Below are 20,388 nucleotides of genomic sequence, written 5' to 3'. Positions count from 1 at the left end.
CTGACCCCTTCCGGCACAATGGAGTCCATGCGCGCTGCCTTCCCTTCCGCGCCGGACGGTTCCCTGGACCCCCGGGCCCGCCGGATGCTGGTTTTCGAGATTCTGATTGTGCTGGGGCTGTCCCTGGGCCGCTCCGGCGTCTACGCCGTCGTCGAGCTGATCGAGAAGGCCACCGAAGCGCCTCTTGGTTCCCAGACCACCACACTGAACCCGGTGCTGGATGAACAGCCCTGGTTCGACCTCACCTACCAGCTGCTGGGCATTTTCTTCTCCCTGCTTCCCGTGGCACTGGTCCTGTACCTGCTGACCGAGCCGGGGAAATCAGCGTTCCGGCGGATCGGCTTCACCTTCGCCCGGCCCGTGCATGACTTCCTGCTGGGCGCCGGACTGGCGGCGCTGATCTGTGTAGGGACCCTGGGTGTCTACGCCGCCGGCCGTGCCCTGGGCATCACCACGGCGTTGGTCCCCGCCGCACTGGATACCTATTGGTGGACGCTGCCGGTCCTGATTCTCTCGGCACTCAGGCACGCGGTGCTCGAAGAGGTGATTGTGGTGGGCTACCTGTTCCTGCGCCTGCGGCAGCTGGGCTGGAGCGCGCCGGCCATCATCCTCACCAGCGCCCTGATCCGGGCCAGCTACCACCTGTACCAGGGGATCGGCCCCGGGATCGGCAACTTCCTGATGGGGCTGATCTTCGGTTTCGTGTACCTGAAAACCAAACGGGTTATGCCACTGGTGATCGCCCACGCGCTGGTGGACATTACCGGATTCGTCGGTTTTGCCCTGTTTGGGCCGGCCATCGGAATAGGGAACTGACCCGCCTGCCCGGTCCGGGCACAAGCTGCTGGTATGGTGCAGCACAACCCCCGCCGATGAGGAGTCCCATGCCACCGCTTCGCCCCCGCACGGACCGGCCGACGGCGGCTCTCGGCGGACGGACCTGGGCGGCACTGGTGATACTGGGGCTGACCGGCCAGCTGGCATGGACCGTGGAGAACATGTACCTGAACGTGTTCGTCTACAACACCATCACCGACAACCCCACCGTCCTGGCAGGGATGGTCGCCGCCAGCGCCGTGACCGCCACGGTTGCCTCCCTGCTGGTCGGCTCCGCCTCGGACCGGTTGCGCCGGCGGCGGATCTTCATTTCCACCGGCTATGTTCTCTGGGGCGGCTGCACCGCCGCGTTCGGGTTCATCTCCGTGGATGCCGCCGCTGCGCTGGGGCCGGCGCGGGATGCCGTGGTGCTGAGCGTCGTCGCCGTGGTGGCGTTGGACTGCCTGCTCTCCTTCTTCGGCTCCGGCGCCAACGACGCCGCGTTCAACGCCTGGGTCACCGATTCCACGGTGCCGGCCAACCGGGGCCGCGTGGATTCGGTCCTGTCGATCATGCCGCTGCTGTCCATGCTGGTGGTCTTCGGCGCCCTCGACGGGATGACGCGCGCGGGCATGTGGCAGGAGTTCTTCGCCGTCATCGGGCTGACAACGGCAGCTGTGGGGGTGTTGTCCTGGTTCCTGGTCCGTGAGCACCCGGACGCTGCCCCGGGGGCGGAGAACTACCTGCGGTCCCTGGTGCACGGCCTGCGTCCCTCAGCGGTCCGGGACTCGCCCGGGCTGTACCTGGTTCTGGCGGCCGCCGCCGTGCTGGGCATCGCAGCGCAGATCTTCCTGCCGTACCTGATCATCTACCTGCAGCGTTTCCTGCGGATTGAGAATTATGCCCTGCCCCTGGCCGTGGTCCTGGTGGCGGCTTCCGTTGCCAGCGTGGCCGGCGGGCGGCTGATCGACCGGATCGGGAAAATCCGTGCCATCCTGCCCGCCGCCGGAGTCATGGTGGTTGGTGCGGCCGGTATGTTCTTCGCCCGCGGCCAGGGACCGGTCATGCTCGCCGGGACGGTGATGATGGCCGGGTTCCTGCTGGCCACCGCCGCAGTGATGGCCTCGGTCCGGGATTTCACTCCGCCCGGACGGGCCGGTAACGTGCAGGGCCTGCGGATGATCTTCGCCGTAATGATCCCCATGGTGGTGGGGCCGTTCATCGGCTCGGCGGTGATCATCGGGGCCAATGAAACCTATCTGGACCTCGGAGTGCTCCGCCAGGTGCCCACCCCGTGGATTTTCCTGGCCGCCGCCGCAGTGGCCCTGCTGACCATAGTGCCGGTGTATTTGCTGCACCGGCTGAACACTCTGCACGACACCCAGCACCCGCCTGCCGCCGGTGCGGCATCCGGGCCGGCAACCGGGGCCGGGCAAAAAACTGCCGAAAAGAAGGAGAACACAGCCCCGTGACACTGATGACCGAGTGGGGAACGGACCTGGATCCGGCCGCCGTGCTGCAGGAATACCCCCGGCCCCAGCTCGTGCGCGACAGCTACCTGAACCTGAACGGGTACTGGGAATACGCCATCACTGCAGGCGGACGCGAAGAGGCGCCGGACGCTTGGGACGGGCAGATTCTGGTGCCGTTCTCCCCGGAGGCACCGCTGTCCGGCGTCGGCCGGCAGCTGCAGCCTTCCGAGGCGCTCTGGTACCGGCGCACTTTCATCCTGCCCGCGGACTTCGCCGGGGATACAGGATTGGCGGGGGAGCGGGTGCTGCTGCACTTCGGCGCCGTGGACCAGAGCTGCACCGTCACGGTCAACGGTGTTCCAGTAGGCGGGCACGACGGCGGCTACCTGCCGTTCAGCTTGGACGTCACCAAGGCGCTGGCCGGGCAACCCGGCGCAGAGCAGGAGCTCGTGGTCCGGGTGCGGGACATCAGCGACACCGGCTACCACAGCCGTGGCAAGCAAAAGCTGGACCGGGGCGGCATCTGGTACACGGCGCAGTCCGGCATCTGGCAGACCGTGTGGCTCGAATCGGTGCCCGGAAAATCCATCGGGGGATTGGCCCTGGTGCCGGATCTGGACTCGCTGACGGTTACCGTGCAGGTCAGCGATGCCGGTACGGCGGGCACCGCCAGCACCGGGCATGACAACGGCAACCAGGCCAGCGCGGCCGGGGCGGATTCCACCGGAACCCCGGCCGGGGGAGCGGACCTAAGCAGTGCCGGAGTGGCCGTGCCCTCCGAAGCCGGTACCCCGGCCGGCGGAGCGGACCTGAGCAGTGCCGGAGTGGCCGTGCCCTCCGAAGCCGGAACCCCGGCAGGCGGAGCAGACCTGAGCGCCGAGATCACCGTCTCCGCGGCCGGACAGACCGTGGCGCGCGCCGTCGTCGTCCCCGGTGTTCCACTGCGCCTTGCCATTCCCCACCCGCACCTGTGGACCCCGGAGGACCCGTTTCTTTATGACGTTCAGGTGCGGCTGCTCGACGGCGGGCGCGAAGTGGACCGGGTACAGAGCTACACCGGGCTGCGGACCTTCGGCATGGGTCCTGACGCCGCAGGGCGGCTGCGGTTGCTGCTCAACGGCCACCCCTACTTCCACGCCGGGCTGCTGGACCAGGGTTACTGGCCGGACGGGCTGTACACCGCGCCGTCGGACGCCGCGCTGGCTTCCGATATTGAACGGGCACGCGACCTGGGCTTCACCATGCTGCGCAAACACATCAAGATTGAACCGTTGCGCTGGTACTACCACTGCGACCGGCTGGGAATGCTGGTCTGGCAGGATCTGGTCAACGGCGGGACCACGTACCGGCATTCGGTGGTCACCGCTCCTGCCGTGGCAGGGACGCACCGGCGGGATAACGCGTATCTTGCCTTCGGCCGTGATGAGGAAGCCGGCCGGGCCGAGTTCCTGGCGGAGATGCACGGCACGGTGGAGCTGCTCCGCAACACTGTCAGCCTGGCCGTCTGGGTGCCCTTCAACGAAGCCTGGGGCCAGTTCGACGCCAACGCGGTCACCGCGCAGCTCCGCCGGCTGGATCCCACCCGCAGCATCGACCATGCCAGTGGCTGGCATGACCAGGGCGGCGGCGACATGAAAAGCCTGCACGTCTATTTCCTGCCGTTCCGGCTGCGGAAAGCCTGGCTGCGCGGCAGCCGCGCCGTTGTCCTCTCCGAATACGGCGGCTACAGCCTGCGCATCCCCGGACACACGTTCAATACCAAGGAGTTCGGCTATCGGAGCTTCCGGACCAGGCAGGCGCTGCAGCGCGCTTACCGCCGGCTGCATACCCGGCAGATCGAACCGGCGGTGGCGCGCGGCCTCGCGGCCACGGTCTATACCCAGCTCACCGACGTCGAGGACGAGGTCAACGGGCTGGTCACCTATGACCGGGCGGTGCTGAAGATCGACGCCGGGACGCTGCGGGAGGTTAATGCCCGGCTGATCCGTGCTGCGGGGCAGTGACCGGCGGGTTTTCTGCTGCGGTCCGTGACAATCGACCGGTTTGGGAAATCCCTGCCAGTTTGCGGCGGAGGGAATTCCCAAAACGGCAGGGAATTCCCAACCGGCAGAGAGTTCAGCGCTGGCGGCGGGTTGGAGACAGGCCAGCTTGGATCAGCCGGTGGACCAGGCTCTCCGGGTGCTGCGCCGGCATGCGGATATCGCGCCAGGACCAGCGGACAAAAGCGACCCCGGTTGCACGGATGGCGTCTTCGCGACGTTTTTCCCGCATCAGCGTGTCCCACGACGGAGGGAGTACGGATCCGTTGGCACCGTACTTCACTGCACCGTCGAATTCTCCGACCACCCGCTGGTCCTTCCAATAAAAATCTGTTCGGAAGTGACCCATTGAAGTAAGAAATTCATACTGAAGCTCCGGAACCGGAAAACCATGGCGGTGCAGAACTGCACGTGAATACGATTCCCCTGGGGACTCGGACCGGGGGTCGGCAAAGTCGATTACGCGCCGGGCCCTCGTCTGTTTGGCCATGTCGGGCAGGTTCCGAGCCAGTTTTTCCAGCTCGTCTTTGTTCGTGGCTGGGCGGCCGTGCACCAGGTCCGGGCGCAGGACACTGTCCATAGCCGGAACTGAGTGCTCGAAAGCCAGATACGCGGCCATGTCCAGAGCGGTCTGTGCACGGGAGGTCAGCGACATTCCCTCCACAACATCGAGCGGCTCCAGCAGCTTACGTTCCGTCCAGTGGAGACCGCCCCGGCGCCGGCCGTGGGAGGACGGGGAAGCCAGCAGTAGTACCTCAGGTGGTGAATCGATCACCGGTAGCCCCCAAATGACGGCGGCGGACTGCTGGACGAGGACGCGTTGCCCGGGCACCTGTTGTGATGCTGCCTGGATACGTACCCGCTCTTTTTCCCAGGCACGGAGCTGTCGCCATACCTCGACGTCGATATAGATCCCGGCACGAAGCCGCACCAGTTGCCCCGCCCGGCACTGCAGGGCAAGGGAACGGCGGCCTGAGCCGAAGGAATCGGCGTCAGCCGCGAAGATGAGCTCGGGATTCACGCCTTCAGGGTGGAAGGGCGGTGGCGTAGATGCGAGCGAACCAGGCTCAAATGTGGAAAACCTGCGGCTCGGAGAGAGAATCTACCGGTTTGGGAAATTCCTGCCACTTTGCAGCGGAGGGAATTCTCAGACCGGACGGAAAACCCCAAACCGGCCGAAAAACCCCGGAGCTAGATCTCCACCCGGCCGTTGGCGGTGTCGAAGGTGACCGACATGATGCCGGGCGTGCCGGCCGGAGCGATCCAGGTGACATCGACGCCCTCCAGCGGTGCCTCCACCGGGTGGCCCAGCCAGTCAGTGACCCGGGCAGCCGAACCGGCGATGGTCAGCGAATTCAGTTTCACCGAACCGGGCATCCCGGGCAGGGCATTGGAGGGGTGCAGTGCCTCGGTGCCGTCATCCCAGCGCAGCAGGTAGGGCACCTGGGGATCCGCGATCAGGCCGTTGATGCCGATCTGGCGCCAGGTGAGTTCCTGGCCATCAGGGAATTTGCGGTTGCCCGGCACTGACGGGCGGCCCAGGCGTTCTTCGAAGGGCGAGAGGTCATCGACTGCAACGCACCACCCCATCCAGCCGCCTCCGCATTCGGAGCGCTGGCGGACGGCCTGCCCGAAGGGCGCCTTGTCCGAGGCAGGGTGGTTGAGCACCTCGACAACTTCCACATATTGGTTGTTGGCCAGGGGCAGGATCATATTGCGGGTACCGAATCGGGGGTGGACGCCACCCTTTACGAAGTCGGCTCCGAGAGCAGCAGCAATCCTCTCGGTGGTGGCCAAAAGACCGTCGGATTCACAGGCATAAGAAACATGGTCCAAGCGCATGCGGCTCATTGTGGCACGTTGTGATGCCCGTCTCGACTAAGGGAAGCCTAAGAAGAAATCCAGTTGCCTCAGGACACGAAATCTATACACGGGGCCGGTTATTTTTTCACGAAAAGTCACGAAGGTTGCGCATCCTCAGCGGATCAGTTTTTATGGGTGCAGGTCATGAGTGCCAGCAGATAGCCCCGGCTTGCTGGCCGGCAACCCTCCAACCGCGGTGGGGTGCCCCGGGTGAAGACCTGGCCGCACGCCAAAAGGGCGTCCGGCAAGCGCGGGTCCCACAAACCCCACCGGACATCCGGCGTACCCGGATGTTCCCGCGAAGGTAGTGTGCGGCCCCTGGAATGAGGGAGCATCATGAGTGCAGATTGGTCTTTTGAAACCCGTCAGATCCACGTAGGACAGGAGCCCGACGCCGTCACCGGCGCCCGCGCCCTGCCCATCTACCAGACATCGTCCTTCGTCTTTCCCAGCGCCGAGGCAGCCGCAAACCGGTTTGCCCTGGCCGATCTTGAACCCATCTACACCCGGATCGGAAACCCCACCCAGGAAGCGGTGGAGAACCGGATCGCGTCCCTGGAAGGCGGGGTCGGCGCACTGCTGCTGGCCTCGGGACAGGCCGCGGAAACCTTCGCCCTGCTGAACGTGGCCCAGGCCGGTGACCACATTGTGGCCAGCCCCAGCCTGTACGGCGGCACGTACAACCTGTTAAAGCACACGCTGAAGAAGTTCGGCATCGAGACCACCTTTGTGCAGGACCCGGATGACCTGGAGCAGTGGCGCACCGCGGTGCAGCCCAACACCAAGGCGTTCTTCGGCGAGGTGGTGTCCAACCCGCGCCAGGACGTACTGGACCTTGAAGGCATCAGCGCCGTGGCACACCAGGCCGGGGTGCCGCTGATCGTGGACAACACGCTCGCCACGCCGTACCTCATCCGCCCCATTGAATGGGGTGCGGACATTGTGGTGCACTCGGCCACCAAGTACCTCGGCGGGCACGGCACCTCCATTGCCGGCGTCATCGTGGATTCGGGGAACTTCGACTTCGCGGCGGACCCGGAGAAGTTCCCCGGCTTCAACACACCGGATGAGAGCTACAACGGGCTGGTCTACGCCCGGGACCTGGGGGTCGGGAGCCCGCTTGGCGCCAACCTGGCCTTCATCCTCAAGGCACGTGTGCAGCTGCTGCGCGATCTCGGCTCGGCGGTCTCACCGTTCAACGCGTTCCTTATTGCCCAGGGCCTGGAAACCCTCAGCCTGCGGGTGGAGCGGCACGTGGCCAACGCCGTCGAGGTTGCCAACTGGCTGGAGGCGCACGACGACGTCCTGTCCGTTGCGTACGCGGGCCTGGAGTCGAGCCCGTGGTTCGAACGCGGACGCAAGTACGGCCCGCGCGGAACGGGGGCCATTGTGTCCTTCGAGATTGCCGGGGGAGTGGAAGCAGGCAAGCGGTTCGTGGATGGTTTGGAACTGCACTCCCATGTGGCCAACGTGGGTGACGTGCGCTCGCTGGTCATCCATCCGGCCTCCACCACGCACAGCCAGCTGGGAGCCGAGGCGCAGCTCGCCGCCGGAGTCAGCCCCGGGCTCGTGCGGCTCTCCGTGGGCATCGAGCACATTGACGACATCCTCGCGGATCTCGAGGCCGGCTTCCGGGCCGCCAAGGGCGCGTAACGGGGCACCGTGACTATTCGGCATTCTGCACCGCAGTACCCCGCCACCGCCGTGGACGGGGTGCTGCGGTTCGCCTCGATCGGCGGACTTGAACTGGAAACCGGCGGATACCTGCCCGACGTCGTCCTCGGGTATGAGACGTGGGGCCAGCTGAACGCGGACGCGAGCAACGCCGTGTTTGTGGCCCACGCCCTCACCGGAAGCACCCATGTGGCCCGCGGGCACACGGATGAGCCCGGCTGGTGGGATGAGCTGGTGGGGCCGGGCCGGCCCGTGGACACCAATCGGTTCTACGTGGTCGCGGCGAATATGATCGGCGGCTGCTACGGCTCCACCGGCCCGTCCTCGCTGGACCCGCAGGGCCTGCCGTGGGGCTCACGGTTCCCGCTGGTTACCATCCGAGACGCCGTGCGGGCCGAGGCACGGCTGGCGGACCGCCTTGGCATTGCCCGCTGGCATGCCGTGCTGGGCGGCTCCCTGGGCGGGGCGCGGGCGCTGGAATGGGCGGCCACGGAGCCGGACCGGGTGCAGCGCTGTGCCGTGATCGCGGCAACCCCGGCCAGCACCGCCGAACAGATCGCCTTTGCGCAGGCGCAGATTGCCGCCATCCGGCTGGACCCGGACTTCAGCGGCGGCGATTACTACAACGGGAACCCGCCCCTGGCAGGCCTCGGCCTGGCCCGGCGGATCGCCCACATTACCTACCGGTCCGAACCGGAGCTCGAATACCGGTTCGGGCGCAGCCCGCAGGAGGACGAGAACCCCTTCGGCGCCGTTTTGCCCGCTGAACGGGGCCGATACGCCGTCGAAAGCTACCTCGACCACCAGGCCGGCAAGCTGGCCGGCCGTTTCGACGCCAACACCTACCTGGTCCTGACCGAAGCGTTGATGGGGCACGACGTCGCCCGCGGGCGCGGCTCGCTGCGCCAGGCCCTGGCGCGGACGACGGCGGAATTCTTTGTGGCTGCCGTGGAATCAGACCGCCTCTACTTTCCGCAGCAATCGGCCGACCTCGCTGCGGCACTGCCGCGCGGCACACAGGTGCATTTGATCCGCGCCCCGATAGGGCACGACGGTTTCCTCACCAACGTGCGGGAGATCGCCGGCCCGCTGCAGGCAGCCTTCTTCGCCTAGCGGAACGGTGGAACGCCCGGCACCGCCGGAGGCAATCCCTGCCGCGGACGCTCGGTACCGGAATTCCTCCCTTGCCAACGGGTCCTGTCCGGGCGAAAACTCTTCCCATGACAGACCGCATCCACCTTTCCGGACGTGCCCGGTGCTCACCGCAGGTGCTCTGGCACACGCTCGTGGACAACCGCGCCGCCTGGTGGCCGGACATGGACTTCGCGCCCCACCCCGGCGCCCCGCTGCAGGAGCGCTGGATGGAGGACGGAGTGGAACACATTTCACGCGGAACGGTCCTGGCCGTAGCCCCGGAGAAACTGCTCTCCTTCCGGTGGACGGCCCCGGACTGGGAGGCACACACCGTGGTGAGTTTTGAACTGATCCCGGCCGACGACGACGGCGGCGGCAGCGGGGGCGCGACGGACGTCGCCGTCACCGAAAGCGGGTTCTCCGGGCTGAAATCCGGCCCGGAGCTTTCCGAGGCGCACCGCGAAGGCTGGGCGTTTCACCTGGCCAACCTGATTGAGCAGGCGGAGAAGTAAACGTGAATCAGGCGCGGGCAGGTTAGCCTTGGCGCCATGAGTGAAACAGCGGATGCCTCCAACCGCCGGCCGGGCCGGGCAGCGCGGATCCTCAGGGCATCCGCGCTTCCGCTGGTGGCCGGTGTGCTGGTGCTGACCGGAGCAGTGCTGGCCGCGACCGGGACAACGGAGTCCTTCGGCTGGTTCTCCTACGCTCCGCTGCAGGAAGGAACACGGGCAACAGGCATGGGACCCGGAAGCCTGCTGGTGCTCACCAGCAGAATGCAGCTGGGCTATCTGCTGATCGGCACAGGCCTGGTTGCCGCCGCCTTCTGGGGCGGGTTCCGGCTGGGACGGCGGCCCGGGTCCGCCCGCAGTACGCGTCGTCAGGACCCGGCACCGCAGGACTAGTCTTCCGTGTCGGAGCCCAGGGGCATGGCGGCACCGAACATGGGCGCCGCGTCCGGCCGCTTGGCGGAGATGCCGTCACCGGAAGACTTATGCCGTACCCGGCGGACCACCCACGGGAACAGGAATTCCCGGGCCCAGACCAGGTCTTCGGAGCGGGCCGTCCGCCAGTTCTTGGGCGGTAGCGGCTTGTTCTCCAGCGGTTCGAGCGTATGCGGGACATTGAGTGTATCCAGGACCATCGCGGCGATGGTGTGGTGTCCCAGCGGTGAGAAGTGCAGCCGGTCCGGCGCCCACATCTGCGCGTCGCTCAGCTCTCGGAGTGCCCACATGTCAGCGATTACCGCATCATGCCGTGCAGCCACGGTCCGCAGGTTCTCGTTGTAGATGGCGACCCTTCCACGCACGCTGCCGATAACCGGCGTGCTGCCCAAATCCGGGCCGGTGAACAGCACCACGGTGGCCCCGGTGCCGCGCAGCCTGGCGATGGCGCCGTCCATGCGTTCGGCGAGCTTGTCCGGATCCCCTCCGGGCCTGATCACGTCGTTGCCGCCGGCGCAGATGGTGATGAGGTCCGGTTTCAGGGACAGCGCAGGTTCCAGCTGTTCGTCAATGATCTGGTTCAGCAGCCGGCCGCGAATGGCGAGATTGGCGTAAGCGAAGTCCGGGTGTCCTGCCGCGAGTTCCTCGGCTACACGGTCCGCCCAGCCGCGGTTCCCGCCGGGGCTGTCAGGATTCGGATCCCCAATGCCCTCTGTGAAGGAATCTCCGAGTGCCACGAACCGGCTCCAAGGATGAGGCGGGACCTCCGGTGTGGCAGATTCAGCCTGGATGTCCGGGGTATGCGGTGTCGAATTTGTACTCACCGGTCAATACTCGCAAACGGGGTCCGGGCTACGCGACCGTAGGTTGCGCATTCCGGCCGCGGGGACCAAAAGTGCCAGAATAAGGAAATGACTGAACCGAATCCCGTAGTCCTCTGGTCCAAGCCCGAAGCCGAACGCGCCGGCACGCCGCTCCTTGTGCTGTTCCACGGGTATCTGGCCAACGAGGAGGACCTTATGGGGCTCGCGGACTATCTGCCGGAGGACTTCACCATCGCATCGGTGCGGGCTCCGCAGGCCATGGGACCGGGCTACACCTGGTTCCCGCTGATGAGCGACGCCGACTACAGCGTGGAATCCGTGGTGGACTCCGTGACCGATGTGTCAGCCTGGCTCGACGGCGTGAGCGGCGCCCATTCCAGTGTGAGCCTGCTCGGATTTTCCATGGGCATGGCCGTAGCCACCACCCTGCTGCGGCACCGCCCGCAGGACTTCGCCGCCGTCGTCGGCCTCTCCGGTTTTGTGGTGCCCGCTGAGGAGAATCCGTTCTTCCATGACGGGGAGCTGGCGCAGCACAAGGTGCCGTTCTTCTGGGGCCGGGACCAGGCTGACCCGGTTATCGATCCGCAGCGGATCGAATACACGCATGCCTGGCTCAACGGGCACACGGCTCTGACCAAGATTCTTTACTCAAACATGGGCCACGGCATCAACATGCAGGAACTGGGCCATGTGAAGGAGTTCCTGGCGCACACGGTGCTGCGCGGCGCGCAGAAAGCCTGACCGGGCCGCCGGGGCGGGACATCAGCCTTCGCGGGTAATCCGGACCGTCTCGCCGTTCACGGAAACTTCGTCGCCGGCGTGCAGCTGGCGGCCGCGGCGCTCTTCGATCTCGCCGTTTACCTTCACCAGCCCGTCCTCGATGAGCTGTTTGGCATGGATGCCGTCCTCTGCCAGATTGGCGAGCTTGAGCAGTTGGCCCAGGCGGATCATGTTGTCACGGATGGGCAGGTCTTGGGCCTCGGTAGAACTCATGCCCCCATTCTGCCCGACTTCGGCTGCCGCCCGGCGCAGCACCCCTGCCGCCCGGCGCAGCACCCCTGCCGCCCGGCGCAGCACCCCTGCCGCCCGGCGCCGATGCGCCGGCTGCGGCATGGCGGCGCCGGGGACGGCGGGAGGCAACGGTAGGGTGGTCGGGTGCCAAATGCTGTGCGGATGTCCCCGCTGATCGGTCTGCCCCTGTCCCTGCTTGCCGGCGTCGCCATTCCCTCCCAGGCCCGTGTCAACGGTGCCCTGGGCGAACGCCTGGGCGACGGCCTTGGCGCCGCGCTCATCAGCTTTGTCGTCGGACTGGTAGTCATGGCGGTAATCAGTGCGGCCCTGCCGCGCGGCCGTGCCGGTGCAGGCCAGCTGATTCCCGCCCTGAGGGAACGGCGCTTCCCGCGCTATTACGTGCTGGCCGGAATGATCGGCGGGTACTTCGTCCTGTCGCAGACCCTCACCGTGGCGGTTCTCGGCGTGGCTGTGTTTACAGTAGCCACCGTCGCAGGACAGACGCTGACCGGACTCGTGGTGGACCGGCTCGGGATCGGGCCGGCGGGGAAGAAGGCGCTGACCATCATGCGCGTGGTGGGCGCAGTGCTGACCATCGCCGCCGTGGCGTGGGCAGTCAGTCCGAAACTGGGCGCCGGGACAGAGCCCTCTGAATGGCTGCTGCCGGTGCTGCTGCCCCTGACCGCCGGCATGCTGATGAGTTTCCAGCAGGCCATGAACGGCACCACCGGAATGCATTACGGCACGCCGATCACGGCGACCCTGGTGAACTTCATCTCCGGCACCGTCCTGCTGGCAGTGCTCTGGGGCATCAAAGTAGCGGTCTCCGGGCTGGGAAACCCGCTGCCCACAGAATGGTGGCTCTACCTGGGCGGACCGCTGGGCTGCGTTTTCATCGGCGTGGGCGCCCTGCTGGTGCGCAGCCTGGGCGTCCTGCTGACCAGCCTGGGCCTGATCGGCGGACAGCTGATCGGCTCCCTGCTGCTGGACATCGTGTTCCCGGCACCCGGGTCCACCGTGGTCGCAGCCACCGTGCTCGGAACGCTGCTCACGCTGCTGGCCATCGTGGTGGCAACCCTGCCATGGAATATGCCCGGCGCACGCCCGTGGCGCTCCAGAACACCGCGCTAAGGATCGACTGTTAACAGCAGGGGCCACAGCGGTAGAGACAGCCGAACAGGCTGATCCGGCACCGGTAGCGGGCTTTTACGGTCGTGACCTTAAGCTGGTATCTATAGGTTTTGCCCTCCACAGGCTCCCGGACGTTCATTCGAGCGGGTACACGCGTGGCAGGGATCAGAAGCGGACCGCACCCAGCGGCCTGCGCGACACGAAAAGAACGGCGGTACCATTCCATGGCTTCGACCAAATCCAAGCTGGATCCCATCATCTCCCTGGCCAAGCGCAGGGGGTTTGTCTTCCAGTCGGGTGAGATTTACGGCGGGTCGCGGTCCGCATGGGATTACGGCCCCCTGGGTGTCGAACTCAAGGAAAACATCAAGAAGCAGTGGTGGCAGCACATGGTCCGCGGCCGCGACGACGTCGTCGGGCTGGATTCCGCCGTCATCCTGCCGCGCCAGGTCTGGGAGGCCTCGGGCCACGTGGAGGTCTTCTCCGACCCGCTGGTGGAGTGCCTGAGCTGCCACAAGCGTTACCGTGCGGACCACCTCGAAGAGGCATACGAGGAAAAGAAGGGCCACGCCCCGGAGAACGGCCTGGCCGATATTGCCTGCGCCAACTGCGGCACCAAGGGCCAGTGGACCGAGCCGCAGGAATTCTCCGGCCTGCTCAAGACCTTCCTGGGCCCGGTGGCCAACGAGGAAGGCATGCACTACCTGCGCCCGGAAACCGCGCAGGGCATCTTCGTAAACTTCAACAACGTGCTCACCACCTCGCGCAAGAAGCCGCCGTTCGGCATCGGCCAGATCGGCAAGAGCTTCCGCAACGAAATCACCCCGGGCAACTTCATCTTCCGCACCCGCGAGTTCGAGCAGATGGAAATGGAATTCTTCGTTGAGCCGGGCACGGACGAGGAATGGCACAAGTACTGGATCGAAAACCGGTTCAACTGGTACGTGAACCTGGGCATCGACCCGGAGAACCTGCGCCTGTTCGAACACCCGCTGGAAAAGCTCAGCCACTACTCCAAGGGCACCACCGACGTCGAATACCGCTTCGGTTTCCAGGGCAGCGAGTGGGGCGAGCTGGAAGGCATCGCCAACCGCACCGACTTTGACCTGGGTACGCACTCCAAGCACTCCGGCACGGACCTGAGCTACTTCAACCAAGCCACCAACGAGCGCTTCACCCCGTACGTGATCGAGCCTGCCGCGGGCCTGACCCGTTCCTTCATGGCGTTCCTGGTGGATTCCTACACTGAGGATGAGGCCCCCAACGCGAAGGGCGGCGTGGACAAGCGCACCGTCCTGAAGCTGGACCCGCGCCTGGCCCCGGTCAAGGCCGCCGTACTGCCGCTGAGCCGCAACGAGGACCTCTCGCCCAAGGCCAAGGACCTCGCCGCGCAGCTGCGCCGGAACTGGAACATCGACTTCGACGACGCCGGCGCCATTGGCCGCCGCTACCGCCGCCAGGACGAGATTGGCACCCCGTTCTGCATCACCGTGGACTTTGACACCCTCGAGGACCAGGCCGTCACCGTGCGCGAACGCGACACGATGGCCCAGGAGCGGGTGAGCCTGGACAAGGTTGAGGGCTACCTCGCGGAAAGGCTGATCGGCGCGTAATGGCTTTGACGTTCCGCGAATGGCGCGAAGACGACGACCTCAAGCTGAACCAGCTCTGGGGCGATCCGGAAGGGGTGCAGGCCGGGCAGTTCCGTGCCGTCCTGCGGCCCTCCTCGGATGAGCCGTGGAGCCGCTGCATTGTGGCCGAAGATGACGGAATCCCGGTAGCGGCCGGGGTGGTCTACGAGACCAGCCTGCACCCGGACCGGCTCTGGGCCTATGTGGAGGTGGCCCGGGAAAACCGGCGCACCGGACTGGGCACCACCCTGCTGGATATGTTGCGCAAGGAAGCCGAAGCCGCGCCGTCGGGCGTCCGGAAGCTGCGGGCCAAGGTGGAGCCGGGAACCCCGGCCGCCGCCTTCGCCGAGGCCGCCGGGCTTTCCCCGATCCAGCGGTCCGCCGTGATTGTGGTGGAGCCGGGCAAGCTGAAGCTGCCCGTCTTCAACGACGACGGTCCCCAGCTGGACGAGGCAGCCACCGGATCGGTGGAACTCACGCAGGCGGTTACCGCGTTCTACAACTCGGTCCACGGCTGGGACCGCGCCGAAATGAGCCTGGGCAAGGCCCAGCAGATGCTGCTCAACGAGGCAACCGGCGCGGCCGGAGCCATTGTCCTGCGGGATAAGCCGAAGAAGGACGGCGGAAAGATCGCAGCCTTCGCGGTGAGCTACACGCAGGAACGCACCGACGAGCCGGCCGATGTGCTGGTGGGCTATGACACGGAGCTGGACGACGCCGAGGCGCAGGCCGCGGTTGAGTCACTGATCGCGATGCTGGCCTACCAGTACCCGGTCCAGCTGGAAGTGGATGAATCCATGACCGCCGTGGTCCGCGCGCTGGAACCGCTGATCAGGGCGGGTGTTGCCCGGCAGGCGGGCAGCGAGACGCTGATCCTCAGCGACTAGGGCGCTCAACAAAGAGGCGGTTCCGGCACTGTATTCACGGTGCGGGAGCCGCCTCTTTTGCATGCCAGGGAGCGTCAGGTATTCAGCCGCCCGGACAGTGCATAAAGCACGGACGAGGCCACGTCCTCGACGGGCCTCTCCGGATCAAAGACCAGCCAGTCCAGGGCCCCCATCAGGGTTGCCCCGAAAACACTGCCGGCAATCAGGGTCAGGCGGTCCGGCCCGCCGGCGTCCACCGCATTCCAGCCGCCGGTCTGCCGGATTGGTTCAACAAATTCGGCCAGCGCCTCCTGCCGGAGCAGATGCAGGGAGTGCTGCCAGGTGCGGTCGGTCCGCAGGATTTCCGCGGCCATCAGCTTGGCCAGCGCCCGGTTCTCGGAAAGCAGCTCCAGCAGCGCCCGCACCATGGACTCAATGGCAGTCCACCCTTCCAGACCGCTGCGCGCGGTACGCAGGCACTGCGTCAGTGCGCCCACGCCCTCGAGCAGGAGGGTTTCGAAGAGCTTGTCCTTCGCGGAAAAGTTGTAGTACAGGCTGCCCTTGGCCACCCCGGCGCGTTCGGCAACGTCATCCATGGTGGTGCCGGAGATGCCGTTGGCTGCAGCAAGTTCCAACGCGGCGTCCAGAATGGCCCGCTTGGTACCGGATTCGCGTGGCATGCGGCAATACGTCCTTAGAACCGATGGAAAACTCTCTCCCTCTGATCTTAGATGCCGCCGCGACAGGTCCCGGCGCCCGGTGATGCCTGGCTCCGTCAGGGGGCGGGTGCTTCCGCTGGGATGACGGGCGGTTCGAAGGTGAAAGTCATGCCCAGGAGCCAGACCAGCAGCAGCACTACGGGCAGATGGATGGTGAACTGCAGGAAGGTGAATCCCACCAGGTCCCTCGCCCGGAGCTTCAACACGGCGAGCAGGGGGAGCATAAAGAACGGGTTGATCAGGTTTGGCAGTGCCTCGGCAACGTTGTAGATCTGTACAGTCCAGCCAAGATTCATTTGCACGTCGGTGGCGGACTGCATGACGTAGGGTGCCTCCACCAGCCATTTTCCGCCGCCGGAAGGGACAAAAATGCCCAGAATTGCGGTGTAAAGGGCGATGATCACGGCAAAGCCGCCGCCGGAACCAATGCTGGTGAAGAACTCGGCCAGGTGCGAGGAGATGGTCATCCCGTTGGCTCCCTCAGCCTTGGTGAGGATGGCGGCCATCGCGGCGTACAGCGGGAACTGCACCAGGATCCCGGCTGTGGCGGGAACAGCCTTGGTGACGGCCTGCAGGAACTTGCGCGGAGTACCGTGCAGCACCAAGCCCAGCATCAGGAAAACCAAAAGGTATCCGTTCAGGCTCGAGATGACACTCAGGAACGGTTTGCTGACGAATTGTGAGATCAGCCAGCCGACGGTCAGCAGGCCCAGCAGCGCGGGCAGGATGCGGCTGTATTCCAGCCATTCGCCCGGACGCTCCCGCTTGGCTGCAGGCTCCGGGGCGTCGTTGAGGTCCACATCCAGGTCCTGCGCCGTGCGGATGGCCAGCCCGCGCGGGGCGGAGAAGTGGGCGATCAGGGTGGTGAGGACAATCAGGATGGCGCAGGTCAGCAGGGACTGCCAGGTGAAGATGGTCTTGCCGAAGTCCAGCACGCCGGTGACCTGCAGCAATGCCGGCGGGATCGAGGCCGCCGTCGCCTGCAGTTGAGCTGCGGAGGAGGAGAGCCCCAGTGCCCACACGGCGCCAAGCCCCATAAACGCCGCAGCGCCCAGTGCCCGGTAATCCACCCGCAGATCCTGCCTGCGGGCAATGGCCCGGGCCAGCAGGCCGCCGAAGACAAGGCTGAGTCCCCAGTTCAGGAACGAAACGGACATGGACAGGAACGCCACAAAGCTCACCGCTGTGGCGGCGGTTTGCGGAACCAGGGCAAGCCGGGCGATCAGCCGGGCCACAGGCGGGGACGTGGCCACTGTGTAACCGGTCAGCACCACCATGGCCATCTGCAGCGTGAATGCGGTCAGGTCCCAGAAGCCGTTGCCGAAGGAATCAACCACCGCCTGCGGTGAGGAGCCGTTGAGCAGTGCTGCGAGGGCGACAATAACCACACCGCCCAGGGCAAAGACGTAGGCATCCGGAAACCATTTTTCCGTCCAGCGCGCCATGACCTGGGCAACACGGGCCAGGCCTTTCTCGGCAGGGGCAGCGGTACTTGGGGCAGCGGTGGTCATGGGTAAACCTCGTATCTTCGGTTGCGACAGTGAAACCGATGGGCGGCGGTGCGAGAGCCGGAAAAGTGATGCAGGTCACCTGCACGCTAGGGTGTGCGGGGAACCGTGTCAATTTCCCTCACGGGCCGGGCGGGACAGGATTTGCACCGGCTTGCGAGAATAGGGGAGTGACTGTTTTATCTCCGGAACTCAAGCTCGAGCTTCCCCCGCTGCAACTAGGCCCGATCACCGTGGACACGCCGGTGATCCTGGCACCTATGGCCGGCATCACCAACAAGGCGTTCCGCCGGCTCTGCCGTGAATACGGCGGCGGGTTGTACGTGACCGAAATGGTCACCTCCCGCGCCCTGGTGGAACGTTCGCCGGAATCCATGCGGATCATCAAGCACGACGACGACGAAAAAGTGCGTTCCGTCCAGCTCTACGGTGTGGACCCCAAGACCGTCGGTGCTGCCGTCCGCCTGCTGGTGGAGGAGGACCGCGCCGACCACATTGACCTGAACTTCGGCTGCCCCGTTCCCAAGGTCACGCGCAAGGGCGGGGGTTCGGCCCTGCCCTGGAAGCTGGACCTGTTCACCGCCATTGTGCAGACCGCCGTGAAGGAGGCCTCCCGCGGCAACGTCCCGCTGACCATCAAGATGCGCAAGGGCATTGACGAGGACCACCTGACCTTCCTGGATGCCGGGAAGATCGCCCGGGATTCGGGTGTGGCCGCGGTGACCCTGCATGGCCGCACCGCCTCGCAGTTCTACTCCGGCAAGGCCGACTGGTCCGCCATCGCGGAACTGCGCGAAGCCCTGCCGGACATGCCGGTGCTGGGCAACGGCGACATCTGGTCCGCCGAGGACGCCATCCGCATGGTGCGCGAAACCGGTGTGGACGGCGTCGTCATCGGCCGCGGGTGCCAGGGCCGCCCGTGGCTGTTCGGCGACCTCGAAGCAGCCTTCGAAGGCAGTGCCGAACGGCACCGGCCGGGCTTGAAGCAGGTCTCGGACAGTGTCTACCGGCACGCCGAGCTGCTGGTGGAAACCTTCGGCGATGAAGTGATTGCCCTGCGGGACATCCGCAAGCACATGGCGTGGTACTTCAAGGGCTACGTAGTGGGCGGAGACCTCCGCGCTAAACTGGCCACGGTGCCGTCCCTGGCGGTGCTCCGTGAACTGCTGGACCAGCTCGATCCCGAAGCTCCGTACCCCGGCACAGACGCCGAGGGGCCGCGCGGACGGGCCGGCACACCAAAAAAGACAGCTCTGCCGGAAGGCTGGCTGGACGGGCGGGAACTGAACGCCGCCCAGAAGGCCATCATTTCGGCAGCCGAACTCGACGTATCAGGCGGCTAAAGCAACCCATGAGTTTCCCGCAGGCAGTCTCCACCGCAGGCTATACAGAAGTCGATCTGTCCCGCTGGGTTACGGAACCGGCGAAAAACACCAACCGAACCCAGTTCGGCCGTGACCGTGCCCGCGTGCTGCATTCCTCCGCACTGCGCCGGCTGGGCGCCAAAACGCAGGTGGTTGCCCCGGACACGGATGACTTTGTACGCACCCGCCTGACGCACAGCCTGGAAGTGGCGCAGGTGGGACGCGAGCTGGGCAACGCGCTGGGCTGTGATCCCGACGTCGTCGACGCCGCCTGCCTCTCGCATGACCTGGGGCACCCGCCCTTCGGGCACAACGGGGAAACCGCGCTGAACGACATTGCGCACGCGATCGGCGGTTTCGAGGGCAATGCCCAGACGCTGCGCCTGCTCACCCGGCTGGAACCGAAAATCATTGCCCCGGACGGCACCCCGGCCGGCCTGAACCTGACCCGGGCCAGCCTGGATGCCGCCTGCAAATACCCGTGGTCCATCACCGACGCCCCGCTGGTCAACGGGCACCGGACCACCAAGTTCGGCGTCTACGAGGATGACCTGCCGGTCTTCACCTGGCTGCGCGACGGCGCTCCAGCCGGCCGCTCCTGCCTCGAAGCCCAGGTCATGGACCTGGCCGATGACATTTCCTACTCCGTGCATGACGTGGAGGACGCCATCGTCGCCGGCCATGTGCAGCTCAAGTGGCTGGACAATCCGGACCAGCGGGCCCGCGTGGTGGGTTACACCCAGCAGTGGTACCTGCCCGGCGTTGACGCGGCCGCCATCGAAGCAGCTCTTGCCCGCCTCGAGGCCACCGCCGTCTGGGTGCGCGAGTCCGATGGCAGCCGCAAGTCCATGGCCGCCCTGAAGGACATGACCAGCCAGCTGATCGGCCGGTTCTGCAACAGCGCACTGGAAGCCACCCGCGTCATCTACGGCACCGACCCGCTGACACGGTACAACGCGGAAATGGTGGTGCCGGAGGATACGGCACTGGAAATCGCCGTGATGAAGGGCCTGGCCACCACCTTTGTGATGACCACCGACCAGCGCCAGCCGCTGTACGAACGCCAGCGTGAAATCCTCACCGCCCTGGTCGCCCAGCTTTCCGCCACCGGGGATCGGCACCTCGAGCCGATGTTCGCCGCCGATTGGCGGGATGCAGCCGACGACGGCGCCCGGCTGCGCGTGGTTGTTGACCAGGTCGCCTCGCTGACGGACGGCTCAGCGCTCGCCCTGCACGAGAGGCTCGTGGGACCGGTTCCGGCGCTCTGGTAGGAGCGGTGCGGGGCCTGAATGAGCGTTTTTCGGGCAGCTCTCTGGCAGTAGACGGCACCGGCCGTTAGCGTGTGGCGTTCACAGTCTCCCGGGTCACTCCCGGGGGATGCCGGCCGAACGAGCG

19 protein-coding genes and 1 riboswitch are annotated in these 20,388 nt (G+C 66.0%); of the genes, 13 read left to right on the top strand and 6 right to left on the bottom strand.

Going from position 1 to position 20,388, the window contains the following annotated elements; translation table 11 throughout:
- The first annotated feature begins 27 nt into the window (after positions 1-27).
- The 3 genes from QWJ37_RS11845 to QWJ37_RS11835 all read left to right on the top strand — a co-directional run bounded on the left by QWJ37_RS11845 (position 28) and on the right by QWJ37_RS11835 (position 4,291).
- Positions 28-816: a type II CAAX endopeptidase family protein gene (locus QWJ37_RS11845; RefSeq protein ID WP_227904343.1), complete on the top strand. Its 789-nt coding sequence runs from the start codon at positions 28-30 to the stop codon at positions 814-816.
- A 68-nt stretch (positions 817-884) separates the two neighbouring features.
- Complete coding sequence (locus QWJ37_RS11840) at positions 885-2,288, top strand: MFS transporter (protein ID WP_290245374.1); 1,404 nt, start codon at positions 885-887, stop codon at positions 2,286-2,288.
- 5 nt (positions 2,289-2,293) lie between these two features.
- Entirely contained in the window at positions 2,294-4,291 is a 1,998-nt protein-coding gene (locus QWJ37_RS11835) for a sugar-binding domain-containing protein (RefSeq protein ID WP_290245740.1), read from the top strand.
- A gap of 112 nt (positions 4,292-4,403) precedes the next feature.
- Here QWJ37_RS11835 and QWJ37_RS11830 read toward each other — a convergent pair whose 3' ends face one another.
- Together QWJ37_RS11830 and QWJ37_RS11825 are read right to left on the bottom strand one after the other, a co-directional pair.
- The gene (locus QWJ37_RS11830) at positions 4,404-5,348 is read right to left on the bottom strand and encodes a hypothetical protein (RefSeq protein WP_290245373.1); all 945 of its coding nucleotides are present in this window, start codon (positions 5,346-5,348) and stop codon (positions 4,404-4,406) included.
- A 170-nt stretch (positions 5,349-5,518) separates the two neighbouring features.
- Positions 5,519-6,169 (bottom strand): VOC family protein, encoded by a 651-nt coding sequence (locus QWJ37_RS11825; protein ID WP_227904582.1) that lies wholly within the window; start codon positions 6,167-6,169, stop codon positions 5,519-5,521.
- A gap of 161 nt (positions 6,170-6,330) precedes the next feature.
- Positions 6,331-6,447: riboswitch (SAM riboswitch) on the top strand.
- A 79-nt stretch (positions 6,448-6,526) separates the two neighbouring features.
- Here QWJ37_RS11825 and QWJ37_RS11820 point away from each other — a divergent pair.
- The 4 genes from QWJ37_RS11820 (at position 6,527) to QWJ37_RS11805 (ending at position 9,900) form a co-directional block, all read left to right on the top strand.
- A complete protein-coding gene (locus QWJ37_RS11820; RefSeq protein WP_227928965.1) occupies positions 6,527-7,843 on the top strand; it encodes a bifunctional o-acetylhomoserine/o-acetylserine sulfhydrylase in 1,317 nt (438 codons plus the stop codon).
- 15 nt (positions 7,844-7,858) lie between these two features.
- Complete coding sequence (locus tag QWJ37_RS11815) at positions 7,859-8,977, top strand: homoserine O-acetyltransferase (RefSeq protein WP_227929048.1); 1,119 nt, start codon at positions 7,859-7,861, stop codon at positions 8,975-8,977.
- Between the two features lie 107 nt (positions 8,978-9,084).
- On the top strand, positions 9,085-9,510 hold the full coding sequence (locus QWJ37_RS11810; RefSeq protein WP_227904348.1) for an SRPBCC domain-containing protein: 426 nt from the start codon (positions 9,085-9,087) through the stop codon (positions 9,508-9,510).
- A gap of 36 nt (positions 9,511-9,546) precedes the next feature.
- Positions 9,547-9,900, top strand: a complete 354-nt coding sequence (locus QWJ37_RS11805) for a hypothetical protein (RefSeq protein WP_290245372.1) — start codon at positions 9,547-9,549, stop codon at positions 9,898-9,900.
- On the opposite strand, the gene QWJ37_RS11800 is transcribed toward QWJ37_RS11805, so the two are convergent.
- Positions 9,897-10,730, bottom strand: coding sequence for an SGNH/GDSL hydrolase family protein (locus tag QWJ37_RS11800; RefSeq protein ID WP_290245739.1), 834 nt, complete (start codon positions 10,728-10,730; stop codon positions 9,897-9,899). The two genes, QWJ37_RS11805 and QWJ37_RS11800, sit on opposite strands and share 4 nt — an antisense overlap.
- Before the next feature lie 120 nt (positions 10,731-10,850).
- Here QWJ37_RS11800 and QWJ37_RS11795 point away from each other — a divergent pair, with 120 nt between their 5' ends.
- On the top strand, positions 10,851-11,504 hold the full coding sequence (locus QWJ37_RS11795) for an alpha/beta fold hydrolase (protein WP_227904350.1): 654 nt from the start codon (positions 10,851-10,853) through the stop codon (positions 11,502-11,504).
- 21 nt (positions 11,505-11,525) lie between these two features.
- On the opposite strand, the gene QWJ37_RS11790 is transcribed toward QWJ37_RS11795, so the two are convergent.
- Complete coding sequence (locus tag QWJ37_RS11790; protein ID WP_290245371.1) at positions 11,526-11,756, bottom strand: RNA-binding S4 domain-containing protein; 231 nt, start codon at positions 11,754-11,756, stop codon at positions 11,526-11,528.
- Between the two features lie 162 nt (positions 11,757-11,918).
- Between QWJ37_RS11790 and QWJ37_RS11785 the strand changes: the two genes are divergently transcribed.
- The 3 genes from QWJ37_RS11785 to QWJ37_RS11775 all read left to right on the top strand — a co-directional run bounded on the left by QWJ37_RS11785 (position 11,919) and on the right by QWJ37_RS11775 (position 15,423).
- On the top strand, positions 11,919-12,905 hold the full coding sequence (locus QWJ37_RS11785) for a DMT family transporter (protein WP_290245370.1): 987 nt from the start codon (positions 11,919-11,921) through the stop codon (positions 12,903-12,905).
- Positions 12,906-13,129: 224 nt separating this feature from the next.
- A complete protein-coding gene (locus QWJ37_RS11780; RefSeq protein ID WP_227904353.1) occupies positions 13,130-14,518 on the top strand; it encodes a glycine--tRNA ligase in 1,389 nt (462 codons plus the stop codon).
- Positions 14,518-15,423: a GNAT family N-acetyltransferase gene (locus tag QWJ37_RS11775; RefSeq protein ID WP_290245368.1), complete on the top strand. Its 906-nt coding sequence runs from the start codon at positions 14,518-14,520 to the stop codon at positions 15,421-15,423. The genes QWJ37_RS11780 and QWJ37_RS11775 overlap by 1 nt, the downstream gene beginning before the upstream one ends.
- Before the next feature lie 74 nt (positions 15,424-15,497).
- On the opposite strand, the gene QWJ37_RS11770 is transcribed toward QWJ37_RS11775, so the two are convergent.
- On the bottom strand, positions 15,498-16,082 hold the full coding sequence (locus tag QWJ37_RS11770; RefSeq protein WP_227928967.1) for a TetR/AcrR family transcriptional regulator: 585 nt from the start codon (positions 16,080-16,082) through the stop codon (positions 15,498-15,500).
- Between the two features lie 95 nt (positions 16,083-16,177).
- Complete coding sequence (locus QWJ37_RS11765; RefSeq protein WP_290245366.1) at positions 16,178-17,632, bottom strand: TIGR00366 family protein; 1,455 nt, start codon at positions 17,630-17,632, stop codon at positions 16,178-16,180.
- A gap of 167 nt (positions 17,633-17,799) precedes the next feature.
- Between QWJ37_RS11765 and dusB the strand changes: the two genes are divergently transcribed.
- A complete protein-coding gene (gene dusB / locus QWJ37_RS11760; RefSeq protein WP_227928969.1) occupies positions 17,800-18,972 on the top strand; it encodes a tRNA dihydrouridine synthase DusB in 1,173 nt (390 codons plus the stop codon).
- A gap of 8 nt (positions 18,973-18,980) precedes the next feature.
- Positions 18,981-20,264, top strand: coding sequence for a deoxyguanosinetriphosphate triphosphohydrolase (locus QWJ37_RS11755; protein WP_290245365.1), 1,284 nt, complete (start codon positions 18,981-18,983; stop codon positions 20,262-20,264).
- Positions 20,265-20,388 lie beyond the last annotated feature (124 nt).

This window comes from Arthrobacter sp. YD2 (genome assembly GCF_030410475.1).
In the GTDB taxonomy this organism is placed as follows: domain Bacteria; phylum Actinomycetota; class Actinomycetes; order Actinomycetales; family Micrococcaceae; genus Arthrobacter_B; species Arthrobacter_B zhangbolii.
The sequence above is the reverse complement of the archived record's forward strand: the minus strand, read 5'-3'. Positions and strand labels throughout refer to the sequence as shown.